Annotated in this window: 22 protein-coding genes, 5 tRNA genes and 1 riboswitch; of the genes, 11 read left to right on the top strand and 16 right to left on the bottom strand. The window is 39.1% G+C overall.

Annotated elements, in window-relative coordinates; all coding sequences use genetic code 11:
- Positions 1-260: 260 nt before the first annotated feature.
- The 4 genes from folE2 to trmB all read right to left on the bottom strand — a co-directional run bounded on the left by folE2 (position 261) and on the right by trmB (position 5226).
- A complete protein-coding gene (folE2, locus tag BTO11_RS06100; protein WP_105051769.1) occupies positions 261-1181 on the bottom strand; it encodes a GTP cyclohydrolase FolE2 in 921 nt (306 codons plus the stop codon).
- Positions 1182-1468: 287 nt separating this feature from the next.
- Entirely contained in the window at positions 1469-3103 is a 1635-nt protein-coding gene (locus tag BTO11_RS06105; protein WP_105051770.1) for a HAMP domain-containing sensor histidine kinase, read from the bottom strand.
- 235 nt (positions 3104-3338) lie between these two features.
- Positions 3339-4391 carry a methyltransferase gene (locus BTO11_RS06110; protein WP_105051771.1) on the bottom strand — a complete coding sequence of 351 codons (1053 nt, stop codon included), beginning with the start codon at positions 4389-4391 and terminating at the stop codon, positions 3339-3341.
- A 109-nt stretch (positions 4392-4500) separates the two neighbouring features.
- Complete coding sequence (trmB, locus tag BTO11_RS06115; RefSeq protein ID WP_105051772.1) at positions 4501-5226, bottom strand: tRNA (guanosine(46)-N7)-methyltransferase TrmB; 726 nt, start codon at positions 5224-5226, stop codon at positions 4501-4503.
- A gap of 226 nt (positions 5227-5452) precedes the next feature.
- Here trmB and mutY point away from each other — a divergent pair, with 226 nt between their 5' ends.
- The 4 genes from mutY to BTO11_RS06135 all read left to right on the top strand — a co-directional run bounded on the left by mutY (position 5453) and on the right by BTO11_RS06135 (position 7581).
- Positions 5453-6577 carry an A/G-specific adenine glycosylase gene (gene mutY / locus BTO11_RS06120; protein WP_105051773.1) on the top strand — a complete coding sequence of 375 codons (1125 nt, stop codon included), beginning with the start codon at positions 5453-5455 and terminating at the stop codon, positions 6575-6577.
- A gap of 49 nt (positions 6578-6626) precedes the next feature.
- Complete coding sequence (locus BTO11_RS06125; RefSeq protein WP_105051774.1) at positions 6627-6896, top strand: oxidative damage protection protein; 270 nt, start codon at positions 6627-6629, stop codon at positions 6894-6896.
- A 468-nt stretch (positions 6897-7364) separates the two neighbouring features.
- Positions 7365-7440: transfer RNA gene (locus BTO11_RS06130), tRNA-Phe, on the top strand.
- A gap of 65 nt (positions 7441-7505) precedes the next feature.
- Positions 7506-7581, top strand: a tRNA-Thr gene (locus BTO11_RS06135).
- Between the two features lie 263 nt (positions 7582-7844).
- On the opposite strand, the gene BTO11_RS06140 is transcribed toward BTO11_RS06135, so the two are convergent.
- On the bottom strand, positions 7845-8672 hold the full coding sequence (locus BTO11_RS06140) for a sugar phosphate isomerase/epimerase family protein (protein ID WP_105051775.1): 828 nt from the start codon (positions 8670-8672) through the stop codon (positions 7845-7847).
- Positions 8673-8862: 190 nt separating this feature from the next.
- Between BTO11_RS06140 and BTO11_RS06145 the strand changes: the two genes are divergently transcribed.
- Positions 8863-9702 (top strand): phytanoyl-CoA dioxygenase family protein, encoded by an 840-nt coding sequence (locus tag BTO11_RS06145; protein ID WP_105051776.1) that lies wholly within the window; start codon positions 8863-8865, stop codon positions 9700-9702.
- Between the two features lie 70 nt (positions 9703-9772).
- Here BTO11_RS06145 and BTO11_RS06150 read toward each other — a convergent pair whose 3' ends face one another.
- Positions 9773-10693 (bottom strand): LysR family transcriptional regulator, encoded by a 921-nt coding sequence (locus BTO11_RS06150; RefSeq protein ID WP_105051777.1) that lies wholly within the window; start codon positions 10691-10693, stop codon positions 9773-9775.
- A gap of 176 nt (positions 10694-10869) precedes the next feature.
- Between BTO11_RS06150 and BTO11_RS06155 the strand changes: the two genes are divergently transcribed.
- Complete coding sequence (locus tag BTO11_RS06155) at positions 10870-12120, top strand: NupC/NupG family nucleoside CNT transporter (RefSeq protein ID WP_105051778.1); 1251 nt, start codon at positions 10870-10872, stop codon at positions 12118-12120.
- A gap of 157 nt (positions 12121-12277) precedes the next feature.
- Here the strand turns inward: BTO11_RS06155 and BTO11_RS06160 are convergent, their stop codons facing one another.
- The 8 genes from BTO11_RS06160 to thiC form a co-directional block, all read right to left on the bottom strand.
- Positions 12278-13483 (bottom strand): bifunctional alpha/beta hydrolase/OsmC family protein, encoded by a 1206-nt coding sequence (locus tag BTO11_RS06160; protein ID WP_105051779.1) that lies wholly within the window; start codon positions 13481-13483, stop codon positions 12278-12280.
- A 16-nt stretch (positions 13484-13499) separates the two neighbouring features.
- The gene (locus BTO11_RS06165; protein ID WP_105051780.1) at positions 13500-14084 is read right to left on the bottom strand and encodes a DsbA family protein; all 585 of its coding nucleotides are present in this window, start codon (positions 14082-14084) and stop codon (positions 13500-13502) included.
- 98 nt (positions 14085-14182) lie between these two features.
- A complete protein-coding gene (locus tag BTO11_RS06170) occupies positions 14183-14989 on the bottom strand; it encodes a HesA/MoeB/ThiF family protein (protein ID WP_105051781.1) in 807 nt (268 codons plus the stop codon).
- A gap of 1 nt (position 14990) precedes the next feature.
- On the bottom strand, positions 14991-16649 hold the full coding sequence (gene thiE / locus BTO11_RS06175; RefSeq protein ID WP_105051782.1) for a thiamine phosphate synthase: 1659 nt from the start codon (positions 16647-16649) through the stop codon (positions 14991-14993).
- 12 nt (positions 16650-16661) lie between these two features.
- On the bottom strand, positions 16662-17456 hold the full coding sequence (locus BTO11_RS06180) for a thiazole synthase (RefSeq protein ID WP_105051783.1): 795 nt from the start codon (positions 17454-17456) through the stop codon (positions 16662-16664).
- Between the two features lie 2 nt (positions 17457-17458).
- Positions 17459-17701, bottom strand: a complete 243-nt coding sequence (thiS, locus tag BTO11_RS06185; protein WP_105051784.1) for a sulfur carrier protein ThiS — start codon at positions 17699-17701, stop codon at positions 17459-17461.
- Positions 17698-18852, bottom strand: coding sequence for an FAD-dependent oxidoreductase (locus BTO11_RS06190; protein ID WP_105051785.1), 1155 nt, complete (start codon positions 18850-18852; stop codon positions 17698-17700). The genes thiS and BTO11_RS06190 overlap by 4 nt, the downstream gene beginning before the upstream one ends.
- A gap of 100 nt (positions 18853-18952) precedes the next feature.
- Complete coding sequence (gene thiC, locus BTO11_RS06195) at positions 18953-20953, bottom strand: phosphomethylpyrimidine synthase ThiC (protein ID WP_105051786.1); 2001 nt, start codon at positions 20951-20953, stop codon at positions 18953-18955.
- Between the two features lie 121 nt (positions 20954-21074).
- A riboswitch (TPP riboswitch) is annotated at positions 21075-21187 on the bottom strand.
- Positions 21188-21392: 205 nt separating this feature from the next.
- On the opposite strand from thiC, the gene BTO11_RS06200 reads away from it, so the two are divergent.
- The 3 genes from BTO11_RS06200 (at position 21393) to BTO11_RS06210 (ending at position 21746) form a co-directional block, all read left to right on the top strand.
- Positions 21393-21468, top strand: a tRNA-Phe gene (locus tag BTO11_RS06200).
- A gap of 59 nt (positions 21469-21527) precedes the next feature.
- Positions 21528-21603: transfer RNA gene (locus tag BTO11_RS06205), tRNA-Thr, on the top strand.
- A gap of 67 nt (positions 21604-21670) precedes the next feature.
- Positions 21671-21746, top strand: a tRNA-Phe gene (locus tag BTO11_RS06210).
- Between the two features lie 294 nt (positions 21747-22040).
- Here BTO11_RS06210 and BTO11_RS06215 read toward each other — a convergent pair.
- Positions 22041-22229 carry a hypothetical protein gene (locus tag BTO11_RS06215; RefSeq protein WP_105051787.1) on the bottom strand — a complete coding sequence of 63 codons (189 nt, stop codon included), beginning with the start codon at positions 22227-22229 and terminating at the stop codon, positions 22041-22043.
- A 59-nt stretch (positions 22230-22288) separates the two neighbouring features.
- Here BTO11_RS06215 and BTO11_RS06220 point away from each other — a divergent pair, with 59 nt between their 5' ends.
- Positions 22289-22759, top strand: coding sequence for a hypothetical protein (locus BTO11_RS06220; protein WP_146105466.1), 471 nt, complete (start codon positions 22289-22291; stop codon positions 22757-22759).
- Positions 22760-22805: 46 nt separating this feature from the next.
- Here BTO11_RS06220 and BTO11_RS16695 read toward each other — a convergent pair whose 3' ends face one another.
- Entirely contained in the window at positions 22806-23090 is a 285-nt protein-coding gene (locus BTO11_RS16695; RefSeq protein ID WP_105053673.1) for a tyrosine-type recombinase/integrase, read from the bottom strand.
- Between the two features lie 781 nt (positions 23091-23871).
- Between BTO11_RS16695 and BTO11_RS06230 the strand changes: the two genes are divergently transcribed.
- The gene (locus BTO11_RS06230; RefSeq protein ID WP_105051789.1) at positions 23872-25116 is read left to right on the top strand and encodes a beta-barrel domain-containing protein; all 1245 of its coding nucleotides are present in this window, start codon (positions 23872-23874) and stop codon (positions 25114-25116) included.
- The last annotated feature ends 105 nt before the right edge of the window (positions 25117-25221 follow it).

The following is a 25221-nucleotide window of genomic DNA, read 5'->3' on the forward strand; positions in this document are numbered from 1 at the left end:
ATGCAGTTAATGTGAATATACATTCACATACGGGGTTTTTTTAAAATGCATTCGGCCGAACAACATAGCTAGATTTTTAAACTAGGTCAATACAAAATAGGTTAATTACTCTAGAGTAAATAGAAATTAAATTTCAAAAAAAGGTATAAGAAGGGAGTTTTACGGGTATATGCTTGATTCTTGTGTAATTAAATTACAAGAAAATAATATCCAGACATAAAAAAACACCCCGTAGGGTGTTTGAATATATATGTGTTCTTTTATTTTGAAGCGTAACCGTTTGCGATCCCTTTACTTGCAACGCTAACCGCGTCGTGAGCATGCAAAGATTCGTAGTGATTCACTCGTAACCAGAAATCTTTATATCCTGAGATTGCATCAAGCGTATGTTTAATACGACGGCCTGCATCTTCACAGAACATTAAGTTTTGGCCGTTAAGTCTGGCAAACTCTTGTTCGTCTTCACGTTTAACTGCAGCTTGTACTGGAGTTTGTAATACATTTTCAATCGCATCAACTAAATCAACAAGAGGGAACTCAGTGATGTCATCAGCCAATTTAACTTTTACTTCTGCAATAGAACGTTGGCTATGCGGTGTCGCGACAATACCTTCGGTAGTGCCCAACCACTGATGAATTTCTTCTGCGCTTACATCACCAGTAAATTTGTCATTAAATGCATTTTGAATTAATTGACGTGCTAGGGCTGCAGAACAAGGGCATGTAGAAGAATAAGGCACTTTCACTGCAAGTTCGATATCTAAAACGCCATTAGTTAAGTTGCCAGTAATAACCACAGGATATGCTTTCCACCCACGTTTACCACTGATAAGCGACTTTCTACGCATGTGGTAATCAAATTCAAACTTAAGGTGAGCACTGTCACTTAAGTCTTCGTGGCTTTGAATAAAGTTAGTAAGTAGGTCAGTTAATGTCGCTTTGTTTAAACTACCTTCTACTGATAATTCATCCAACATTAAATACAAGCGAGACATATGAATGCCTTTCGCTTTTGGATCTTTTAAATTAACAAATGCTTCAACTAAAGCAGACACCTGACGAGTTTCACCTTGCATCTCTACCATAATTGGCATTTCTATATTACTCATACCTACCCAGTCTAAAACACCCTCAGTTTGGGCTTGGGCTTGGTTTGCGATATCAGGCATTTTGGTTGTCATGGATTCTCCAATTTGACAATTAAGTCAGCATTAAATGCCCTCGTGTGTCAAAGAGAGGGCTGAAAAAATTCGTATTTGGTATTGTTATCATCTAGCCGAGATGTTGCCTCGTGGTCTGATTTCTAAATGACAGGGCGTGTTTATACCATATATTAAGCAGTAAATTAAGTCATTCAGGATAAATACCTGATTAATTTACTCGGGTATAAAAGGACACAAATATTTACACCTGTTGTGTGGGCTATTTGAAGGCGTAAATTTGTAACTGGCGTATAGAGCTTTACAGACTAACTTTTCACGTAAACATTATTAACTGGGAATTCAATAATGAAATGGGCGCCATTTCCTAACTCGCTTTCCACTTCTATACTGCCATTTAATGCTTGTGTTACTAAGTTATAAACTAAGTGCATGCCAAGGCCAGAACCGCCTTCACCGCGTTTGGTTGTGACAAATGGGTCAAAGATCTTTTGTTTAATTTTTTCTTCGATGCCTTTACCATTATCAGACACTTCAATCTTGCATCTGTTACGTTTCATGGTTACTGATATTTCAATTACGCCAGCTTCCATAGACTCAAAGCCATGAATTATAGAGTTCATGATTAAGTTGATGATTATCTGATTGATTGGTCCAGGTTTAGTGTTCGCTTCTAAGTCACCATCACAATTAACAACCACTTCATGTTTCGACTGTTTTAACGTTGGATGCAAAGACATGATGATTTCGTATAAAAGCTCTTTGAATTTTACTTTTCTAATTGTGTCTGCCGTTTGGTCTACGGCGACTTGTTTAAACGAGCTAATAAGATCCGCTGCTCGGCTTAAATTACGATAAATTATCTGAGTGTTTTCTTTGCTTTCATCCAAAAATTTAGCCAGCTTTTTGGCACTTAACGTTTGTGCTTCAAGTTCCTGCTTCATGTCGTCAATTCGGTCAGACATCATAGTTGATGCCGTAACACCTAAACCAATCGGCGTATTAACTTCATGGGCAACACCTGCAACCATTTGACCTAAGGACGCCATTTTTTCAGACTGAATAACTTGTGATTGGTACTGATGAACTTGCTCTAATGCGTCTAGTAATTCTTGATTAGAGTTTCTTAATGCTTGTGTGCGCATCACCACTTTTTCTTCTAGGTTTTGGTTTAACTCAGTGATCTCTTTTTCAGCTTCCGCATACTTATGAATTTGTTTGTATATTCTGGCTAACATCGCATTCACTGAGTTAGCTAATGGCACCATTTCGGTTAACTGTGGGCTACTAACTTGGGTATTAAAGTCTTTGTCGTAAGTCAGGTTTTTAATGTTTTTTATAAAAGTATTAATAGGGGAAAGGATGCGTCGGCTTAACATTAACGATGTAAAAAATGCAATTAGCGAAATTAGAACACCAGCGGCAATATTGTAATTAGCTAAGCTCAAAAAGTTGGCGTTGTAGCTAGGAAGTTGCATTCTTAAGTAGACAAAACCTATGTGTTCCGAGGTCGTTGGGTCTAATACTGGTAAACCATATTCCACTATATTGTCTGTGAATATGGCGTTAGATAATTGTTTTATTTTTTCAAATTGAGGGGCAATCGGTGGAACACCTTGTTGGTTAAAACTGACAAAATATTCTAGTTTTTTAGTTTCGTCATCAACACGATACACGTGGATATTACTGATCTCTTGGATTTTTTGTAATGTGGATAAAAAATCATTGAGGTCATTCCGTTGATTGGAAGATAAAGATAACTGGGAATTAAAAGAGACGATGTTAGCGATGGTTTTTATAAAACGGGTGGCGTCTTCTTTATTTTTTTCATTACTGTAGAGCGTGGTAGATATTATTGAGAACAATAACGACACTAAACTTATAGAAACAAGTGCGGTCGTGATTAATGTTTTTAAAGATAGATTAGACTTAAACTTTGTCACGCTTACTCTTCCTAAGTAATAACTGGGTCTGACGAGATACCTATTATTCTCTTTGAGTAATTAACTTAACCTGTGTTTGGTGGTTATGCAATAAATTCCCCGAAACATCTCTAAATTACGCAGAAAACATCACTGCGCTTTGCTTGTAATAAAGTTAACTTTTAAGAAGATTAACTTTATTACAGAGACTGTTTAATTTAGAGACGCTGGCTAATAAGGGGATTCTTAGTCTTAACTAAGAAGAGCGGCCAGTGTAATAAATATTAAAGCGTTTGTTTTTATTTCTAATTTCAACGTATTTAAAATGTTGTTTAAACAGTTCTGGGTAAGGTAAAAATGCATTTGCTACCATCCAGAATTGATATTTACGCTTTAACATTTTTGGTGCGTGTTTAATAAGTTGCTCAGTGATCGTGTAATCCGTTTTTGTGCCCGTATGAAATGGCGGGTTAGTCACAATAAACTTAAAGAACTCACCAGAGCTTAAAACGGCAGACAATCCGTTAGATGGTTTTGCTTTGGCATCAACATTATTGACTGCAAACGTTCTGTTACTACTTTCTACCGCTAATGCGTCAACATCAATGGCGGTCATAGAACAATCGTAACGTTTAGCTAGTGCAACACTTATTACCCCACAGCCGCAACCAAAGTCTAAACCATGGCCTTTTACATCTGTGATTGTATTTAGTAGGAGTTGAGTACCATTGTCTAAACTGTTTGCGCTAAATACGCCTGGTAACGCAACAAGTTGCACGGTAACCGCTTGTTTTTCTATTTCTACCGTTACTTCCGACGTGCTAAACCAATCTTCCATTGTCTTAGTACAAACGTGATTGTTAAAGGTGGCGGTAAACAACATGCAATGACGTGCGCCATCTAATTTAGCCGTGACATCGCAATAACTTTCTAATGCTTTATCACAACTTTTTACTCCACCTTTTTTCTCACCAACAATGTATATGGTGGCGTCTTTATTTAAGTGTTTTGAGATCATCGACAAATAATAATCAAAACGCAATTTGGTTTTTGGGAAGTAAATAACCACAGCATCAAATTTTGTATTGTTAACTTGCTCTTCTTCTAACCAAGCACCAAACACAACATTATTTTTTTTATTAAGTTGGTGGGTGTCAACATACGGAGTGAAGCCAAACCAATTAATGTCGGAACGTTGAGCACTAAACTCAGCAATAGCATCGTCATTTAATAAATCTAATAACAACACATTGCCCGCAGGTAAGTGATCAATATTACGTTCTACAACTTGGTTTTCTGCAAATAACATATTTACTCTTTATTTTTTTTGACTTGATTAGCGGAAGAGGAACAAAAGGGGTCAGAGTAAAATTAAATGAGTTTAATCATTATTTAATTTTACTCTGACCCCTATCAAACTATTTAATGCGTTTAAACATAATATCCCAAACGCCATGACCTAAACGGTGACCACGTTGTTCAAATTTAGTTAATGGTCTGTGCTCTGGACGTTCAACAAAGTCACCATTGGTGGCGACATTTTCAAAAGACTCAGCAGCATTCATTACTTCTATCATGTGTTCAGCGTAATTTTCCCAGTCTGTTGCCATGTGGAATACGCCGCCCATTTTTAATTTAGTGCGTAACGACTCAACAAAGGCAGGCTGTACGATGCGACGTTTATGATGGCGGGTTTTATGCCAAGGGTCTGGGAAAAACAATTGCACCGTATCTAAGCTTTCGTTAGGTATACAATCACCCAATATTTCAATTGCGTCGTGTTCATATAATTTTATGTTATTGATCTCAGCTTCACTGGCTGATGACAAACAAGCACCAACGCCTGGAGTATGTACTTCAATACCAATAAAGTTACTCTCAGGTGCATTTTTAGCCATCTCAACTAACGATGCGCCCATACCAAAACCAATTTCTAAGATAAGTTTGCCGTCGTTATTAAAAAGTTCAGCTGGATTAATAAGACCATTTTTGTGCTCTAGCCCCATAGTTGGCCAGTGTGCATCAAGAGAAGCTTGTTGACCTTTTGTTAGGCGACCTTCACGTTTTACAAAGCTTTTTATGGTACGAATGTACTTACCATCTGCTTTGGCTTCTTCAACGGATGTGTGTTTTTGTTCAGTCATTTTTACGGTCACCTAAATAATTCAGTCTATTAACCGCGGCATTATCTTACACACTGCAGTTTGGCTCAAGCGCTTTATTTATCTAATGCAGAGAAGTTAAAGTAAAGACAAATAAAGCTGAGGCTGTGGATGATTGCACTTATTTACTCTAACTCAAGAAAGGATTTGTGTTGGGAGTCTGATATCATCGCAAAATACTATGGTTCACAGCGTGTAATTGGTTTAAATGTCAGCAGTAAATAAACAACTTCCAACTTGGTTTTCAGACTCGGTGTTAACTTGGTACGACAATAACGGTAGAAAACACTTACCGTGGCAGCAGGATGTTACGCCTTATAAAGTCTGGGTTTCCGAGATTATGTTGCAGCAAACGCAAGTAACAACGGTTATTCCATACTTTGAGCGTTTTATGAGTTTGTTTCCAACGGTGACCGATTTAGCCAATGCTAAACAAGATGATGTTTTACATTTGTGGACCGGCTTAGGTTATTACGCCAGAGCCAGAAATTTACATAAAAGCGCACAAATAATTGCGACTGAATACCAGGGACAATTCCCTACAGATTTTGAACAAGTTATCGCGTTACCGGGAATTGGCCGTTCAACCGCTGGAGCTGTGTTGTCACTTTCTTTAGGGCAACATCATCCGATATTAGACGGTAATGTAAAACGTGTGTTAACTCGCTTTATGGCGGTAGAAGGTTGGCCGGGTATGAAAACCGTAGAAAACCAACTTTGGCAAATTGCAGAGCAGTTTTCACCAGTTAAACGTATCGATAACTTTAACCAGGTGATGATGGATTTGGGGGCAATCGTTTGCACTCGTTCAAAACCAAAGTGTGAGCAATGCCCAGTTAGCAGTAAATGTCAGGCACTAGCGTTAGAACGAACCACCGACTTCCCTTATTCCAAACCTAAAAAAGACAAACCAATTAAGTTTGTGTACATGTTGTTGTTAGTTGCGTCTAATAGCAAAAGCGGTGCCGCCAATAAAACAGGCAAACAGGTTTATATGTACCAAAGACCACAAACGGGTATTTGGGGCGGGTTATATTCTTATCCTGAATTTGAAGAGCTATCTCAGCTAGAACAATATTTTCAACAGCAGTCATTACCTATGTCGGTAGATGAGTTAGATTTTAATGAAGACTTATTATTCCGTCACACGTTTAGCCATTACCATTTGGATATTCAGCCTGTTGTCGTGTCAGTAGCGTCTAAGCCTAATGTGATCAATGACAGTAGTGATATTTGGTATTCATTAGCCAATGAAGACGATGAAACATCTAAAATTGGTAAGTCTGCGGTAACAGAAAAGTTATTAAACGTATTGAAAGCTGGTGCTTATTAAAAATTTGATTACAATATTGGCAATTAAAATTAACAGAAGTTATTAAGTCATGGCTAGAACGGTTTTTTGCGAATATTTAAAACAAGACGCTGAAGGATTAGATTTTCAATTGTATCCTGGCGATATCGGCACTCGTATTTACAATGGCATTTCAAAACAAGCTTGGGCTGAATGGCAAAAGAAGCAAGTTATGTTAATTAACGAACATAAATTGTCGATGTTAAAAGTTGAAGATCGCCAATTGTTAGAAGATGCGATGGTTGGTTTCTTGTTTGAAGGTAAAGAAGTAACGGTTGAAGGTTACGTGCCAAAAGCATAATCAGCGTTAACACAATTGTATTTTTATTTAGCCAGCTTATTAGCTGGCTTTTTATTGTTTTAAATAAAATAGAAATGTTTGGCTGTTTTTCTATTGCACGCTTCGCACTTTTTTATTACTTAGTGCCTGGCATTGGAATGTACTTAAAGAAATTAACAAAATATCCACACTAAAGCCTATTTTCAGTCTCGTTGTTAAATTATTTAAAACATATAAGCATCACTTTTTGGGGCAATTGTTCGATAGTTAACTGCTGTTTTTGGGCTAAATACGGCAAATAGTGTAAAAACTGTCCGTTCAGTGAAAATATATGAGAAATAGGTTGACTTGAAAAGCCAAAATCCGTTTAATACACGCCCTCAGCAAGGAGACTCTTGTTGAGTGGTACTGGTTAACACCTTTTGTAAGAAATTATAGAAAAGTTAACTGCACTAAAGCATTCATATTTACCAAGTATGACTGTCATGTGCCTCGATAGCTCAGTCGGTAGAGCAGAGGATTGAAAATCCTCGTGTCCCTGGTTCGATTCCGGGTCGAGGCACCATTTTTTACTAGCATTTCTTTTCAAGAAAACCGCTGCTAAAAAATGCTCTTGTATAGAGATTATGTGCCGACTTAGCTCAGTTGGTAGAGCAACTGACTTGTAATCAGTAGGTCGCCAGTTCGACTCCGGCAGTCGGCACCATTTCTATATCAAAGCTTTCCTCAGTAATATAAAACCCAATAAAGCAAAATCGAGCTCAAGCTCAAGCTCTATAAAGCAAAGCAAACCAACAAATACTTCCTAGCTTAAATTCTTAACCAAGATACAATTTTAATACAACGCTCATAACTATTATTTCTCAGCTCTCAGCTTATAGGCTCATATCAATTGAACTTGATATTAAACAGCGCCCGATACTAATCAGGCACTATTTGTTATTTATGGTCGTTAGCTATTTTTGTTACTTATTTTGGAGTAGTTAACTGCTCAGATAAATGTTGTTTCATAAATCTATTTGCGCGCCATATATCCGCTAAGTGTTCACCCGTTGCTGGAAGAATGTGTGCGTATGGAAATGGGCCAAATTCTGGCGTAATAGTGAAACTGTTATCTTGACGAGCTGCCGCGTTATCAACAACCGCTTGCCATAACTGGGTATGATTTATTAAATGTGCCTGCCAACGTTCATCTTCTGGATTAGTAACTTGCGGGCCTTCTTCAAAACCAACTCTGCCATGTATGTGATACACAGACTTAAATAGTTTATTCAGTCGCTCAATTTGATCAGATAAGTCTGACTCGTGTACTACCATCCAATGACTAATATCTAAATTAAGTTTTAACTCCGGCAACACATCTATAATTTGTTCAGTGCCAAAAGTACTAAAGGTCGGTCTAAACCTGTGTGTTTCATGGGTGATAGTTACGTTATGCTTTTGCTCTAACTCAAGTGCCGCTTCAAATAAAACTAGATTGTCTTTTAGGCTAAAAATATCTCGGCCTGTATGGCAATTGATTAAAGTGGGAGAAAACTCTAACGCTTGCTCTACTTGTTTGGTCAGGCTTGCTAAATGTTGTTGTACATTTGCGCCGTCTGTCGCAATACCCGTTATTATATCTAAGCCAAATTCCGCGTGAGCTTTTAATGTGGTATCCACATCAATAGAGTAAAAAGGTAAAAACAACTCGGTTCCTTGGTAACCTTCATTGTTAATTACGTTCAAGTAATGGCTTAATTCACTCGGGTTTGTACATTGCACTTCCCAAAGGGATTTATGAAAATTTAGCTTCATTTTTATTCTCTACTGCGGGCACCTTAAAATATAAACGCAGAGTACCTTAGCTATTCGCTAAATTAATATTCCTATTTGGAAAGTCGTATATTCCATTTATTCAATATTAGAAAATATTGGTTCGGGCTATAGTCATTACCAAGAGTAAACAATATCTCTGAATTTAAACTCATCACTTAGGAATATTACAATGTTGTCAGCTGAGCAAATTACACATTTCAATGAACAAGGTTACATTGTGTTGGACGAAATTATTCCTTTGGCTGATATCGACGCCATAAAACAACGTGCCAATACCCTTGTTGAGCAGTGGGCAGAAGATAGCCCAGATCATGTTTTTACCACAAATGACAATGACCGCAGTGATGACTCATACTTTCTAGAGTCAGCAGAAAAGATACGATGCTTTTTTGAAGAAGAAGCATTTAATGACCAGGGCGAGTTAGTGCAAGAACGTTCTTTATGCATTAATAAAATTGGCCATGCATTACATGAGTTAGACCCTGTATTTAATGACTTTAGTCATAAGAAATTATTAGGTGAGCTGATATCAGATCTTGGTATGAAGACACCGCAAATTCGTCAGTCTATGTATATTTTTAAGCAGCCTAAAATTGGTGGCATTGTTAATTGGCACCAAGATGCGAGTTTCTTTTTTACCACACCGCAAAGCGTGATCACTTTATGGTTTGCCGTTGAAGACGCGACTTTAGAAAATGGTTGTTTGTGGGTTGAGCCTGCAGGACATTTGGGGCCACTAAGAGAACGTTTTAATTTACACGACCAACAAACCACTATGGTTAATTTAGACCCAATGCCATGGCCAACAGAAAAGTGCGGAGTATCGGTTGAAGTAAAAGCGGGAAGTTTAGTTATGTTCCAAGGGTTATTACCGCATTACAGCGCGCCTAATCGCTCGTCTAAGTCACGCCAAGCGTATACATTGCATGTTACTGACGGTGAGTGTGAATATGCTCCTGAAAACTGGTTACAGACCACAGCACTACCGTTACGCGGTTTTGCTAAATAGTATTTATTCAGCGTCTCTTGTTTAAGAGACGTTTTTTTTTGCTCTTAAATTCAAATAATAAATGCATAACCTAGTTAGTAAAAACACTTAATAATTGTTTACGTAACCAAGTATGGGCGTGGTTAGTTTCGCTACGTTGATGCCAAATAAGAGAATAAACAACGGGATCAGACTGACAAGGCATACTCAGTTTTACTAATTGATTAGATTTTAAAACCGAGTCAGCCCAGCTTGTCGTCGTAGTAAATACCAGATCTGAATGACTGCACAAGCTGGTTGCGGCATTAAAGTCTGGTACTTGTATGGCGACATTTCGTTGGAATCCTAATTTAGATAAAGACTGATCAAACATAGGCATGCCAAGCTCATTATCTTTAACGTGGATATGTTTACTGGCTAAATAAGCCTGTTGATCCCAGTTAGTTTGTAGGATTGGATTTGTTTTTCGTACTAAACAAACCAGATCATCTCGATACAATTCTTCACTGTGAAGTTGGTTGTTTAAATTCGGTTTTTGGCCAGTGTCGTGCGGAATAATGACAAAATCTAGTCGACCTTGGTTTAACTGTTCAATGCTAATACTGTCTTTGAACCAAGTGTCTATTTGCATGTTAGGCGCTTCATCTAACACTCGTTGCATGACTTTTGACAGGACAAATTCGAATGCGCTTTCTTGCATCGAAATTTTAAAACAGCCTTGATACTTTTTTAGGTCAAATTTAGACGGTGAAAAGATCTCGTTAATTGCACTTATTGCTATGTTTAATTTAGGTTCTAATTCTTGTGCTAACGGCGTTGGCATTAAACCGTGAGAAATACGGTGAAATAACGGATCTGCGAATATATGTCTAAGCTGAGACAAGTTCTTACTGATAGTCGACTGACTTAAATTAAGCCGAACCGCAGACGATGATGCATTACGTTCTTGCAACAGAACTTGTAAGGTAACGAGTAAGTTAATATTAATGCGGGTTAATTGCGATATTTCCATATTTTTGGCTTAAACATTCAGGTATTCAAATAAGGAAAATATATTCTACATACTATTCACTTATTGAACAATGGTGGTAAGGTTAGCCGCAAAATTAGGCTCACGCTAAAACTAACCGTTAAAAAATTACGCGTTAACTAACGTTAAAAAAACGACAACAAACACAAAGAGTGAATATGAACGTAATAATGGGTTTTATTGGAATAATAACTTTAGTCGCTTTTGCTATATTGTTGTCGAGTAATAGGCGAGCAATAAATAAAAGAACGGTATTATTAGCATTCGCTATTCAAGCCAGTTTTGGCATATTTGTTCTCTATCTACCTGTGGGAAAAGATATTTTACTGAGCATGGCCAATGGCGTTCAGTGGGTAATTAATAGCAGCCACGAGGGAATAAGCTTTTTGTTTGGTGGGTTAGTCAGCGATAAAATGGCTGAGCTATTTGGCGATGGCGGTTTTATTTTTGCGTTAAAAGTCTTGCCTGTGATCATCTTTTTCTCTTCTCTTATCGCCGTTTTATATTATTTAGGCATCATGCAAAAGGTCATTGCAATCATAGGTGGCGCATTACAAAAGCTACTTAGAATAAGTAAACCTGAAGCTATGTCTGCAACGGCTAATATTTTTGTTGGATTAACTGAAGCTCCGCTGGTGGTTCGTCCGTTTATTGGACGTATGAGCGAATCTCAATTATTTGCCGTTATGGTTGGTGGAACCGCCTCAGTTGCGGGTTCTATACTGGTTGGTTATGCCGCTTTGGGGATAGATTTAAAATACTTAATTGCTGGCTGTTTTATGGCCGCCCCTGGTGGCTTGTTAATGGCAAAACTCATCATGCCTGAGCAAGGAACACCAATAGAGTCAGTTGAAAGTATTGATGAACTTGACGAAGAAAAACCGGTAAATATTATCGATGCCGCAGCTGGTGGAGCAGCGGTTGGGATCAAGCTGGCGATAAATGTAGGTGGTATGTTGTTGGCATTTTTAGGCTTAATTGCCTTGTTAAATGGCATAGTTATGGGCATCGCAAGTTTATTAGGGTTTGACGGTGTAACCATTGAACTCTTGTTAGGTTATATGTTTTCGCCAATTGCTTTTCTTATTGGTGTGCCGTGGGATGAAGCCTTACAAGCTGGCAGCTTTATTGGCCAGAAGTTTATGGTGAATGAATTCATCGCTTACAGTAACTTTGTCGATATTAAAGATACGTTAACGGAGCATACACAAGTTATTATCACGTTTGCATTATGTGGTTTTGCTAACTTAGCCTCTATTGCGATATTAGTTGGGGGCTTAGGTGCTTTAGCTCCAAATCGCCGACATGACATAGCAAGGTTAGGGTTTAAAGCGGTTGTTGCGGGTACATTATCTAACTTAATGAGTGCCACTCTAGCGGGTATCTTTATCAGCTTAGCTGCTTATTAGGCGAGATTAATCACTTAGCTTATTAGCCGCTTAGCCGATTAAACCAAGCTGGCGATTAAAATATTTGGCTTATATGTTTTGCCTGTTTGTAATAAACCGCATGAACATAAAGCCAAATATCGACAATAAACTATTTTAAAACCCGTGTTTCAGCCGTTTAGTTATCAACTGCAATCGTCACAATTTGCGGATTGTTACTTAGTGTTTTATGCACCGGGCATTTATCTGCAATTTCCATTATTCGAGCTCTTTGCTCGCTGGTTAGCTCACCAATTAACTGAACCTTACGAATTAATGACTCCATCTTTTGTTCATGTGCGTCGGTGTTACCAGCATCTTGGATATAATCACGTTCATGCGATAAAGATACTTCTACATGTTCAAGTGGGATTTTTTTATGGCTAGCATACATCCTAATTGTCATTGCAGTACAAGCACCTAACGCGGCTAACAAATGCTCGTAAGGATCGGGGCCTGAGTTTTGTCCGCCAATTGCGGTTGGCTCGTCGGCATACCAGTGATGGTTGTCGGTGAATACTTGCTGCTGAAATTTATGGTCAAGCTCGGCTACCATTACATGTCCTTTACTAACGCTTGGACTCTCAACGCTAGGGGCTGGAATATATCGGCTAGCCCAACCAGAAATCATTTGCGCTACGTATTCGCTGTCGGCTGATTTTGATAAAAGGTGATCCGCAGTATCTAAACTAACAAAGCTTTTTGGGTGTTTGGCCGCTTTGTAAATCTTCTCCGCATCGGAAACCTCTACCGTTAAATCAACAGGCGAATGCATAACCAACAATGCTTTGTTTAGATGCTTTATATGCTCAGTTGTTTGACTGCGTAAATCATCCAAAAACTGTTTTTTAATGGTGAATTCACGAGTGCCTAAATTAACTTTTGCATGGCCGTCACTTTCAATAGTGTCTAAATGAGCATGAAAATTGTGTATAACATGGCTTGCTTCATAGGGCGCTCCAATAGTCACAACGGCTTTTACTTTTGGTAATTGTGCCGCCATAGCTAAAACCGCAGCTCCGCCAAGACTGTGGCCAATTAATAATTGTGGGGCTTCATAATTTTGCTCAAGAAAACTAGCTGCAGCAAGTAAGTCTTCGGTATTAGACGAAAAGTTAGTATTGGCAAAGTCACCGTCACTGTTGCCAAGACCTGTAAAATCAAAACGGAAAACAGCAAAGCCATGCTGAACTAAAAAACGACTTATGCGGGAGGCGGCGGCGACATCTTTGCCGCATGTAAAACAATGGGCAAATAACACATAAGCTCGTATTTTTTGATCTGGTGTTTCAAGTAAACCTGCAAGGTTTTGTCCTTGGCTAGGGAATTCTACTTTTGTTCTCATTGTTATTCCTTGGTTTTTAATAATAGCTTTGTAGTAAAGGGTCTATCAGCGACTGCCATTGAGCTAAGCTCGACTTATGATCAACAGATACATCATCTGCATTGTTAATAAACAATGTAGGCGTTGCCCAAACCGCTTTGGTTGCGGCATAACGAATTGGCGTACGCGCTTTAATATATATGTCGTTATCTTGCATTCGTTTAATAAAGTCTTCGCGGTCTACGTTGGCATGCTCTTGGGCAAAGTCAGCAACTAACTGAATTAGGTCGTTGTGAGTTTTGTTTAAAAAGACGCCATTATAAAATTGCGCTTGGCGGTCATATAAAAAGGATGCAAAGTCATAAAATTTGTTGGCATCATTCTGTGCTAACGCAAACAACCCTAAACTCATATCCCAAGCTTGTCTATGGTTGCTTAGTGTTATCAAGTGGCATCTTAAGCTCACCGATTGATTTTGATAGTGCTTTGATACTTCAAGTAATGTCGGCCAGATAGCCAGTGAGTGAGGGCATTGAATATCAATAAAAGCATCTATAGTGACGACTGCTGCAGGATCTCCAAGAAGAAAACCACTTACACGATGGGGAATAGGTATAGCCATATAAAACTGCTCTCCAAAATAACGTAAAAAAATAGCTCAAAACATGAGTATAGTTGAATATAAACTGTTTTATATTCATTGAGTTAAGTTTTATGTATTTATACTGAGCAACATTTACACTGCGGGTCTTGGTTGATAGTAAATCGTTTGAATTCCATTCCCCATGCATCAAATAATGTGAGTGTATTGAGGTTGTTGGTTTTATTTAATATTAACCTTAATGTTTCGGTCGCTTGTAAGCTGCCCAATACACCAAGCAAGGGACTAAAAACCCCAGAGGTAGCGCAATTTAGGTTATTAGTAGCACCAGCTGGAAATAGACATTGATAACAAGGATTCGCATTGGGCGCGTTAGATGACTGCGATTTTGGCGAAGAGCGCGAAGTAAAGTCAAAGCTGATCAGCTGGCCCTGGCCTTGTATAGCAGAGGCTGAAACTAATTTTATTTTACTCTCAACCGCAGTGGCATTGATGAAATGTCGGGTGCTGGCATTGTCAGTACAATCCAAAACAATGTCAGTGTTATCAAATAAATCAGATAGATTAATATCGAAAACCGATTGTTTGATTGCCTTAATGTCAATTAAGGGATTTAAACTTTTCAGCCGATATTTGGCAACATCTACCTTAGCTTTCCCTATATCTTGCACTGTATAAAGTACTTGTCGTTGCAAGTTACTGGTTTCGATAACGTCATGATCAATTAAGGTGATATGGCCAACACCAGATGCCGCTAAATATTGACTGGCAGTACAGCCTAAACCACCCATTCCGATGATCACGACCTTTGCTTTGGTGAAGGCGAGTTGTCCAGCTTCGCCAATGTGATCCGCCATTATATGACGGTTATAACGCATGAATTGCCCGTCTGTTAATTCAGAGCTTGTTAGCTGAGAGCTTGCCATATCAATTTCTGCTTATTCGTTGTTGAAGTAGCTGTTGTTGTTGAAATAGATGTTGCTGTTGAAGGATCTGTTGGAATTCTTGCACCGCACACTCTGGATCATCGGCTTCTGTAATTGCAGTTACCACAGCAATAGAACCTGCATTGGTTGCCAAAACCGATGGTGCTTTTTCGAGCGTAATACCACCAATAGCAACCATAGGAATGGTCGGATTTAACTTAACTAAATGCGCTAGCGTGTCAACGCCTTGAATTTGCCCTGTCATGTCTTTGGTTTTGGTTGGAAATATAGCACCAACCGCAAGGTAAGAGGGCTTGTATTGCTTGATTTTTAATAGCTCATAATGCCCGTGTGTACTTATGCCTAAGCGCACACCCGCTTTTTTAATGGCGCTGAGATCGGCGGTTTGAATATCTTCTTGGCCTAAATGTATGCCGTAGGCTTTATGTTTAATGGCGAGTTGCCAGTAGTCATTAATAAATAGCTTTGCTTTATATTGTTTACCAAGAGCTATGGCCTGTTGGATAGCAAGTTCTAGCTCATCACCTGTGAGTTTTTTCTCACGGTATTGAATAGTGCTAACGCCAGTTTTTAATAGCCTTTCTAGCCAAGCAATAGAGTCCACTACTGGGTATAAGCCAAGCTTGTCGGTTTCCACAGACGCAAAGTCTGAACAAAAGCCTTGATGCTGTTCTTGTTTCTGATCTTCTTTAGAAGCAGTCCAGCCTATTGACTCAGCAAGCTTGGAGCCTGCCACTAATACTTCTGGGTAATCGTTTATGTCGTTTGGCCATGCACCTTGACAGACAGCTCCTTTAAATAGAGCCCTATTATCACCTAGCTGCTTCGATATTTTTAACCCCTGATTGATATAAGCTTTGGCAATTACAAACGCATCTTTTAAGGCATAACCGAGTGCCAATAATGCAGCTAACGCAGAGGCAAAAGTACAGCCTGTGCCGTGACTGTTTTGCGTATTTATTCTGTCGCTGCTTAACCAATATTCTTGTTTGCCGTCAGTACAAAAATCTATGCTTTTATTCTCAGCTATTTCAATATGTCCACCTTTGATAATGGTTGCCCCAACACCTAAAGCTAATATTTTTTCTGCCGCTGTAGTTAAGCAATCCCAAGAAAAGGCAAATACGCCAGTGAGTTTTTGTACTTCTTTGCCATTGGGAGTCAGTAGGTCAACTAAAGGCAATAGCTTTTCTTTGATAGTAGGCAAAATGTCATCTTCAGTTAAGTTACCGCCGCTTGATGCTACCGCCACTGGGTCGTAAACAATAAAGGGTTTGATTACCCAATTGTTTTTAAATCTAGTTATCTGTTGTGCAATTAACTCTACTTGTTGCTTATTAGCTAACAAGCCTATTTTGATAACGCTTGCGGGCTTTTCCTGCTCTAATGCGTTTATTTGCGACAAGATCACGTCTTGTGACATGGCATTTATCTGTTCTACACCAAAGCTATTTTGTGCGGTAACGGCGGTGATCACAGAGCAAACCTCTAAGCCTATAACTGAAGAGGTGCTAACAAATAGCCCTAGGTTGTGCATGGTTTTGGTGTCAGCCTGAATGCCTGCACCGCCAGTGCAATCGCTACCAGCAATCGTCCAAACAGTGGCTTTGTCATTTTTGTATTGGGTTAATTGACTCATGCTCCGCTCCTGCTAATTTTGATGCCAAAAAGGCGTATCTAATGTTGGTGTGCTTGGGTGGGCGGTTTGTCTTTGTTGCATTAAACCCGCTTGATAAGCTTGCTCGCCAGAGGTGAGGGCATTAGCAAATGCACTGGCCATTAACACTGGATTATCCGCTAGCGCCACAGCACTATTTAGCAAAATACCGTCGTAGCCCATTTCCATTGCCAAGCAAGCGTCGGACGGTTTTCCAATGCCAGCGTCTAAAATTAGCGTGGCTTTTGGTAGTCGTTGTCTTATGGTTTCTAGATTGTATGGATTCATTAAACCTTTGCCGGTTCCAATAGGCGAAGCCCACGGCATAATAACTTCGCAGCCTAAATCGTATAAACGTTGGCATAACACTAAGTCGTCGGTGCAATAAGGTAATACGTTAAAGCCATCTTTTATTAACATCTCGGTGGCTTTTAACAGTTCAAATGGGTCGGGCTGTAAATTGTAATCATCGCCAATGACTTCCAACTTCAACCATGAGGTTTGAAATAATTCACGACTCATTTGCGCCAAGGTAAAGGCTTCTTTAGCGGTTTTACAGCCGGCAGTATTCGGTAGTAAAAATCCGTTGGTTTGCTTCACTATATCTTGGATATATTGCCAAATTTGTTGTCCGGATTGTTCTTGTGGATTCTGTCGTTTTAACGACAAAGTCACCACTTGCGAACCACTGGCTAAAATCGCTTGTTTCATAATATCTGGCGACGGATACAAGGCCGTTCCAATTAATAATCGGCTGTTAAGTTTTTCACCGTAAATGCTCAAACTCATGGTTAACCTCCGTGAATTGGAAATAAAACGTCAATAGAATCACCATCTTTTAATAACCTGTTGGCGTATTGGCTTTTATTGACAAAGTCACTGTTAAGGGCAACGGCAAAACTCATTTCTTGCTGCTTTTGTGACAAATATTGTTGTAACGCGTCGGCTACGGTTGTGTCTTTTACCTTGCCATTTTCTTCGGTACTAGCGCCATTTTCTAGATTTAGCGGTTCACCGTTTATATGTATTTTCATATTTGTGCTCCAGTTCCAGTCTTTTCATTTTGCTTCAGCTGTAGCTCGGACGACTTGTCTAGGGCTAAGACAGCTAACTCAACTTGTTCCAGTACAACGGGTGAAATTAAAAAACCATGACGATACAAACCATTCACCTGAATCAAGCGGCCATCAACTAAAACTTGTGGTTGGTTATCACTAAACGCAGGTCTTAATTGGCTAATGTGCTCACGAATATTAGCTTCTGCAAAACCAGCATTTACACTGTAAGCGGCACTGAGTAATTCCATTGCAGAACGTACTGTCATTGGCGATAAGTCGTCACTTTCTATTTCCGTAGCGCCTACCACGTAAACATGATTGGGTTTAGGGGCGATATAAAGCTGATACCTTGGATGCATTAATCTGACAGGCCGAGTTAAATTCACCTCAGGTGCAAACAAGTGAAACAACTCGCCTCTTACGGCTCGTAAATCGGTAAGTGCCATGCTTTTCTCAGTAAAGTGCTGATCACTTTGTAGATTAGAGTGCTGAGCCGGATCAGTTCTGGCACCAACGCCTCGACAATCAATAACTAAATCAAAGGTATGAACTTGCTCATTCACGGTTAACTGGCAATGACCTGGCTGGTTATTTATTTGAGTAACCTTAGCGCCGGCAAACCAATTTACCTGTTCAAGCTCCAGCTGTTTTTGTAGGGCTGTTAATAACATGCGGTTATCAATTTGCCCTTCGTCGGGTAAAAACAAACCTTGGCTAAAGTTATGGGCCAGTTCAGGCTCTAACTCAGTAAGTTGCTGTCTATTTAATGATTGAGCAGTATGTTGGGGATAACGTCTACTAAGGTGTTGAGCAAAACGTTGGTAGTCACCTTTGTCTTGCTCATGACTGACCATGATAGCGCCTTGTTGTTGAAAATAGACTTTGTCTTCTAACGTGGCTAATAACTCAGGCCACTTTTTAAGCGCGCTAAAGCCCATTGCAACTATGTTAGGTTCGCAGCTCATAGACTCACCCAGCGGAGTTAATAATCCCCCAGCGGCATAAGCTGCACTTTGCCTGGCTTGTTTGCTGTCCTTATCAAACAGGCTCACCTGATAGCCTTGTCTTGTTAAAGACAAAGCACTCAAGCGACCTATTAACCCCGCACCAACAACGGCTATTTTCATAATAGTTTTATCCCCAGCTCTGTTAACAAAGTGCTACTTATAAAAGCTATTCATTACGCTTATTTATAAAAGCTTCACTTCCTAAAGTTCTAATCAATAGTTATTTAGCTGGATGATAAATTTCACTGCCAGTGGCTTTAAATTCAGCCGACTTTTCAGCCATACCTTTTTTTGCTTCATCAAGCACTGCCTTTTCTTGCATAGCCTTTTCTAACTCAGCTTTATTGGTACTGACGGTTTCATCTAGCAGTTTGATAGAGATAGACTCTCCATTAGCTTCCATTTCAGCAGCGTAATCTCTAACTTCCTGGCTTATTTTCATAGAGCAGAATTTAGGGCCACACATAGAGCAAAAGTGCGCTACTTTGCCAGACTCTTGCGGTAAGGTTTCGTCGTGATATTCAAGGGCGCGTTCAGGATCTAAGCCTAAGTTAAATTGATCGTGCCAGCGGAATTCAAAACGCGCTTTAGACAAAGCATTATCACGGATTTGTGCACCCGGATGGCCTTTGGCTAAATCGCCAGCATGTGCGGCTATTTTGTAGGTGATCAACCCTTCTTTAACGTCTTCTTTATTTGGTAAACCCAAATGCTCTTTTGGTGTCACGTAACACAACATGGCACAACCGTACCAACCAATATTGGCCGCACCAATACCAGAGGTTATATGATCATAACCCGGTGCTATGTCGGTAGTTAATGGCCCCAAAGTATAAAATGGCGCTTCGCCACAATGTTCTAATTGCTGCTCCATATTCTCTTTGATCATGTGCAAAGGTACATGACCCGGACCTTCAATGATAGTTTGCACGTCGTGCTGCCACGCAATTTTGGTTAACTCACCTAAGGTTCTTAACTCACTAAATTGGGCTTCGTCGTTAGCGTCGGCTACTGAACCGGGTCTTAAACCATCTCCCAATGAAAATGACACATCGTACTTTTTACAAATCTCACAAATATCTTCAAAGTGAGTGTAAAGGAAGTTTTCTTTGTGGTGCGACAAACACCATTTCGCCATAATAGAACCACCACGTGAGACAATACCCGTAACGCGTTTTGCCGTCATAGGTACAAATCTGAGTAATACGCCTGCGTGAATTGTAAAGTAATCAACACCTTGTTCGGCTTGCTCTATTAAGGTGTCGCGGAAGATCTCCCATGTTAAGTCTTCGGCTACGCCATTTACTTTTTCTAACGCTTGGTAAATAGGGACTGTGCCAATTGGCACTGGCGAGTTACGCACAATCCATTCGCGGGTTTCATGAATATAACGGCCTGTAGACAAATCCATTACCGTGTCTGCGCCCCATTTGGTAGACCAAACTAGCTTTTCTACTTCTTCTTCAATGGATGAAGATACTGCTGAATTACCTATGTTGGCGTTTACTTTGATTAAAAAGTTACGGCCTATGATCATAGGTTCAGCTTCTGGGTGATTAATGTTAGAAGGGATGATGGCACGGCCTCTAGCAACTTCAGCTCTAACAAACTCAGGCGTGATTTCGCTTGGCATGTCTGCACTACCAACCACTGCACCAAAGCTTTGTCCTGGGTGTTGCTGAGTTAGCATTTCGTCATTAAGTTGTTGGAGTTTTAGGTTTTCACGAATGGCAATGTATTCCATTTCTGGCGTGATAATACCTTTGCGAGCGTAATGCATTTGAGTAACGTTTTTGCCCGGTAAAGCGCGGCGTACTTTAGGTAGGTTTTCAAATCGAATATGATCTAAGCCTTCGTCGGCTAAACGCTGTTGACTGTAACCAGACGTTGCGCCTGACAATACTTCAGTGTCGTCTCTGGCTTCAATCCAGCTAGCACGTAATTTATCTAAGCCTTTGTGTACGTCGATTTGCGTATCTTCGTCGGTATAAGGGCCAGAGGTGTCGTAAACACGAATAGGTTGGTTGGGTTCTAGTATTGGCTTTTCCTGGGTGCCGCCTACAAATGAGTCGGCCAGAGAGATTTCACGCATACCTACTTTAATTGGGTAAGTGCTGCCTTCAACATATACTTTTTTAGAATTTGGAAAACGTTGATTTGAACAGTTTGTTAAAAATTGTTCGGCTTGTGCGCGACGTTCGCGGCGAGTAAGTTTAGTCATTGGTTTCTGCCTTTTGGTAAGTTCGCTCAAAAAATTGAGCACAAAAGACGGAGTGTAGATATACAGGAGTTTTGTAAGACCATTCTACTAAAGATCACGCTGTGCGAGCTTTAATAAGATTGGTGTTTATTCCCTTGTTTCCTTCGCAGATATTAGTCTGAATCAGGTTCTACGGATCCCGCTTTCGCGATCTCAGCCATTACAAAAATGTAGATGGCACTCCGACAAGTCGAGCCGATACTATGCTATTGAATTTTACAGTGCAAGTTCTTCGCGCAAAATATAAAAAATTAGGGAATGTAAGAAAAGAGCATTTAAAATGCCGTTAGGTTTAAGTGTTTGTTTGATTATCGAGCAAGCAGTCAAAGTAAGTTAGGTATTTGCAAAATTTCATTTGCTATCTGCCCTGATATTATTTATCCTCCCTGCCGTTAAATTGGCCTCGATAGCTCAGTCGGTAGAGCAGAGGATTGAAAATCCTCGTGTCCCTGGTTCGATTCCGGGTCGAGGCACCATTTACTTTCCAACGGTAAATAGTGTGTCAATTTAATGATGTTCTTGTAAAAGATCATGTGCCGACTTAGCTCAGTTGGTAGAGCAACTGACTTGTAATCAGTAGGTCGCCAGTTCGACTCCGGCAGTCGGCACCATTTCTTTTATAGAATGCAAAGTGTTAAAAATGCATGTCTAAAGCATAAGATACAAAGCACATAATGTGCCTCGATAGCTCAGTCGGTAGAGCAGAGGATTGAAAATCCTCGTGTCCCTGGTTCGATTCCGGGTCGAGGCACCATCTTATTCCCCTTAATATAATTTCTCTTTAGTTAAACACAGCATTAAATAATCCTGTGATTTATTAGTCGATCGTTGTTTTCGAAAGGGAATAAGATTGTGTCTCAACACAATCGAACGCTCGCTTCGCGAGGTTCGATGACTCCGTACATCCATGTACTTCGCCCTACGGGCCAGCCTTCGGCTGTTGATGAATGTTCCCGACATTCATGCTCCGGGTCAGGCACCATCTTAATATTCCCCATGTTTTATAATTAAATTCAAATTTTATATATTCTGAATACTTTTCGTATGCCTATCGTTTGCACAATATGCCGTGGGGAATCAAAGTTTGTTCAGGGTAAGCCGCACCTGTTTCATCAATAACCCAGTCAGTATCTATTCCAAAGAACAAGTCATATAGGTAATCAAACGGATCTGACGTACTACTTGAGTGAGCTTGGCTTGTCACTAATAGCATTAATAATATTATTATTTTTTTCATTTAATTTCCTTTTAATTGTGTTTAATATGTATCTTAAATTGATATGGATTAAAATTATTATGTTTAATAAGATTGATACATTGCTTTTTTTTATATTAGGTATTTCTGCTTTTCCCACTTTTTCGAGCAATAAGTCTATCCCTATAGAAGTTGGTATAGGGGTTGAGTATGGTGGAGCGGGTAGTCAAATATTTCTTCCAGCAAGTAATCAGAAATTTAACTCATATGTTACGGTAGGTGTTGTTAGTGCGTTTAGTGAAAATGAAAACACATTCATTGTTAGTGGTGTAGGCGTAAATTTTCGACTAAATCGACAATCAACCTGGGGATTGTATTCAGGAATTCTGGGAACAGAATCTCACTTTAATATTAATGATGAATCATTAATAGAACGACAAAAAGTAAGTCTTTATGGCTTATCTGTTAACTATAAGCATAAAATTTTAAAATCAAATTTTTATCTTGGGGCAAGCTATAATATTTATTCAGAAGGTACATACCCTATGATAACATTTTCATACAAGTATTGATCTTCGGTTTTTATAGCGATGTTCCTCTAAGTTAGTATTTTTACTATCAATCATTAAACCGATCGATCACAGCTTTCATTTTCTCAGCAACTTGAGTTTGTTCAAGGTGAGCATAGCGCATTGTTGTACCAATATTTGAGTGACCTAAAACGTGTGCAGTTTCTTTTAGATTAAAGCTGTTTTGAACTAATCGACTGGCACAAGTATGACGAAAATCATGTACTCTGAAGTCATCAATACCAGCATTAGCAATAGCTCTACGAATTGAAATAGTAACTTGTTCCAGACAAATTTCCGGGTCGAGGCACCATCTTATTCCCCTTAATATAATTTCTCTTTAGTTAAACACCGCATTAAATAATCCTGTAATTTATTAGTCGATCGTTGTTTTCGAAAGGGAATAAGATTGTGACTCAACATAATCGAACGCTCGCTTCGCGAGGTTCGATGACTCCGTACATCCATGTACTTCGCCCTACGGGCCAGCTAAAGCTGTTGATGAATGTTCCAGACATTTATGCTCCGAGTACGAGGCACCATCTTAATATTCCCATTCTTATATTATTAAATTCAAATCTTATATATTCTGAATACTTTTCGCATGCTTATCGTTCGCATCATATGGCGTGGGGAATAATAAGATAGTTTCACTACACATCGAACGCTCTCTGCGCTCGGTTAGATTATGAAATACATCCATGTATATGTTGTTACGCTTGTTTATTTGCGCATTCAGTAGGAATTAAAAATTGTTTAGGCGAGATAGATTGTGTAGGCATAGTTGTTCTACGTCAAATCAATTTAGCGAAGCATAAACTATTTTTAAACCTATCGCAGACATGACAAAACATGTTTTGGCTTGCTGATTGTGTAAATAAACAAGTGGAACAACATCAAGCCCTACGGGCCAGCTAAAGCTGTTGATGAATGTTCCAGACATTCATGCTCCTGGTATGAATGCTGAGTCGTTGGGTTTTAAGTTAATTCAAAGAATATTTTTTATTTTTCTAGTAATTTTATACGCTTATAAAATTATTTATTACCCGCCTTGTTTTTATATAAATGTGGATTATATTCAATAATACCTTACGTTCCTTTTATCGGAATTTATTATGTCGCTATTTAGAAAGGAAGCTGTAGCCCAACAAAGTGAACGCCTAACGGGCGCGATTATTCTGGCTCAGCCATTATCAATAAAGTTAACGGTAGCCACACTTGTCGCCATTGCTGCTGCAATTGTGTTATTTATTTTTACTGCTGAGTATTCTAGAAAAGAAACAGTTCGTGGCTTTTTAGTCCCAAGCAAAGGTGTAGTTAAAAGCGTAGCAACACAAGGTGGTGTGGTTGATAAACTTTGGGTGAAAGAGGGTGATAAAGTAATAAAAGGCCAACCGCTTGTTAGTATTATTATTCAAAAGAAAAACGCCACAGGAATTGATTTAAGTGACCAGCTTATTGAGCAAATTGAACATCAAACGTTAATGCTTGTTGATGAAATAAGCCAACACAACACACTCCAATTACAAGAAGTTAAACATTTAAAACAACGTTATTTAGCATTGAAAAATGAACAAGGTGCATTAACAAATCAGTTAACTTTAGCGGATGAAAAGTTAATCTTATTGTTGGCACAACAAGATCATTTTAATACGTTAAGTAAAAATGGTCACCTCTCCAAGTTTGAAAAAGACACTCAAGAGCAAGAGTTACTAGCCGCAAAACAAGAAAAACAAAATATTAATCGTTTGTTGATACAACAACAAAATGAACTCACTCAAGTTAGTTTTAATATTGAAAATATTCCTCAGCAATATGCCCTTAAAATCAATAGTCTGAAACGCCAACAAAGCGAATTTTCTAGCCAAATAGCACAAATATCTAACGGCCATAAATATACGATTACCGCGAGCCAAGGCGGAGTCGTGTCTGGCATCCAAGTTTTTGAGGGAGAAAACTTAACCCAGGCAAAATCTATATTGCATATTCTGCCAGAAGATTCAGAACTGATTGCAGAACTGCTATTGCCAACTCGTTCAGCTGGATTTATTGAGGAAGGGAATAACACTCGGTTACGTTTTGATGCCTTCCCATATCAACGCTTCGGTTTTATCCAAAGCCAAATTGTACAAATAGATCAAACATTGATCACACCAAATGAAAGACAAATGCCTATTGCACTACAAGAGCCAGTTTATAGATTAAGAGCTAAGTTGAATCAACAGCAAATCCAAGCGTTTGGCAAAGCGTTCGACTTAAAAAGCGGGATGTTATTTGACGCAGACATCATGCTTGAGCAACGCACATTAATAGAATGGTTACTAGAACCCATATACAGCTTAAAAGGCCGTGTCGATTAATGCTATGGCTAAACTAAAATGGGTGTTTGGTAATAAATAGCGATAAGAATTTAAAAGAATTTTCTAACTAAGGACTTTCTAATCAGAAGATTAGTGTTAATAACT

It is taken from the genome of Psychrosphaera saromensis, assembly GCF_002954545.1.
Taxonomy (GTDB): Bacteria; Pseudomonadota; Gammaproteobacteria; order Enterobacterales; family Alteromonadaceae; genus Psychrosphaera; species Psychrosphaera saromensis.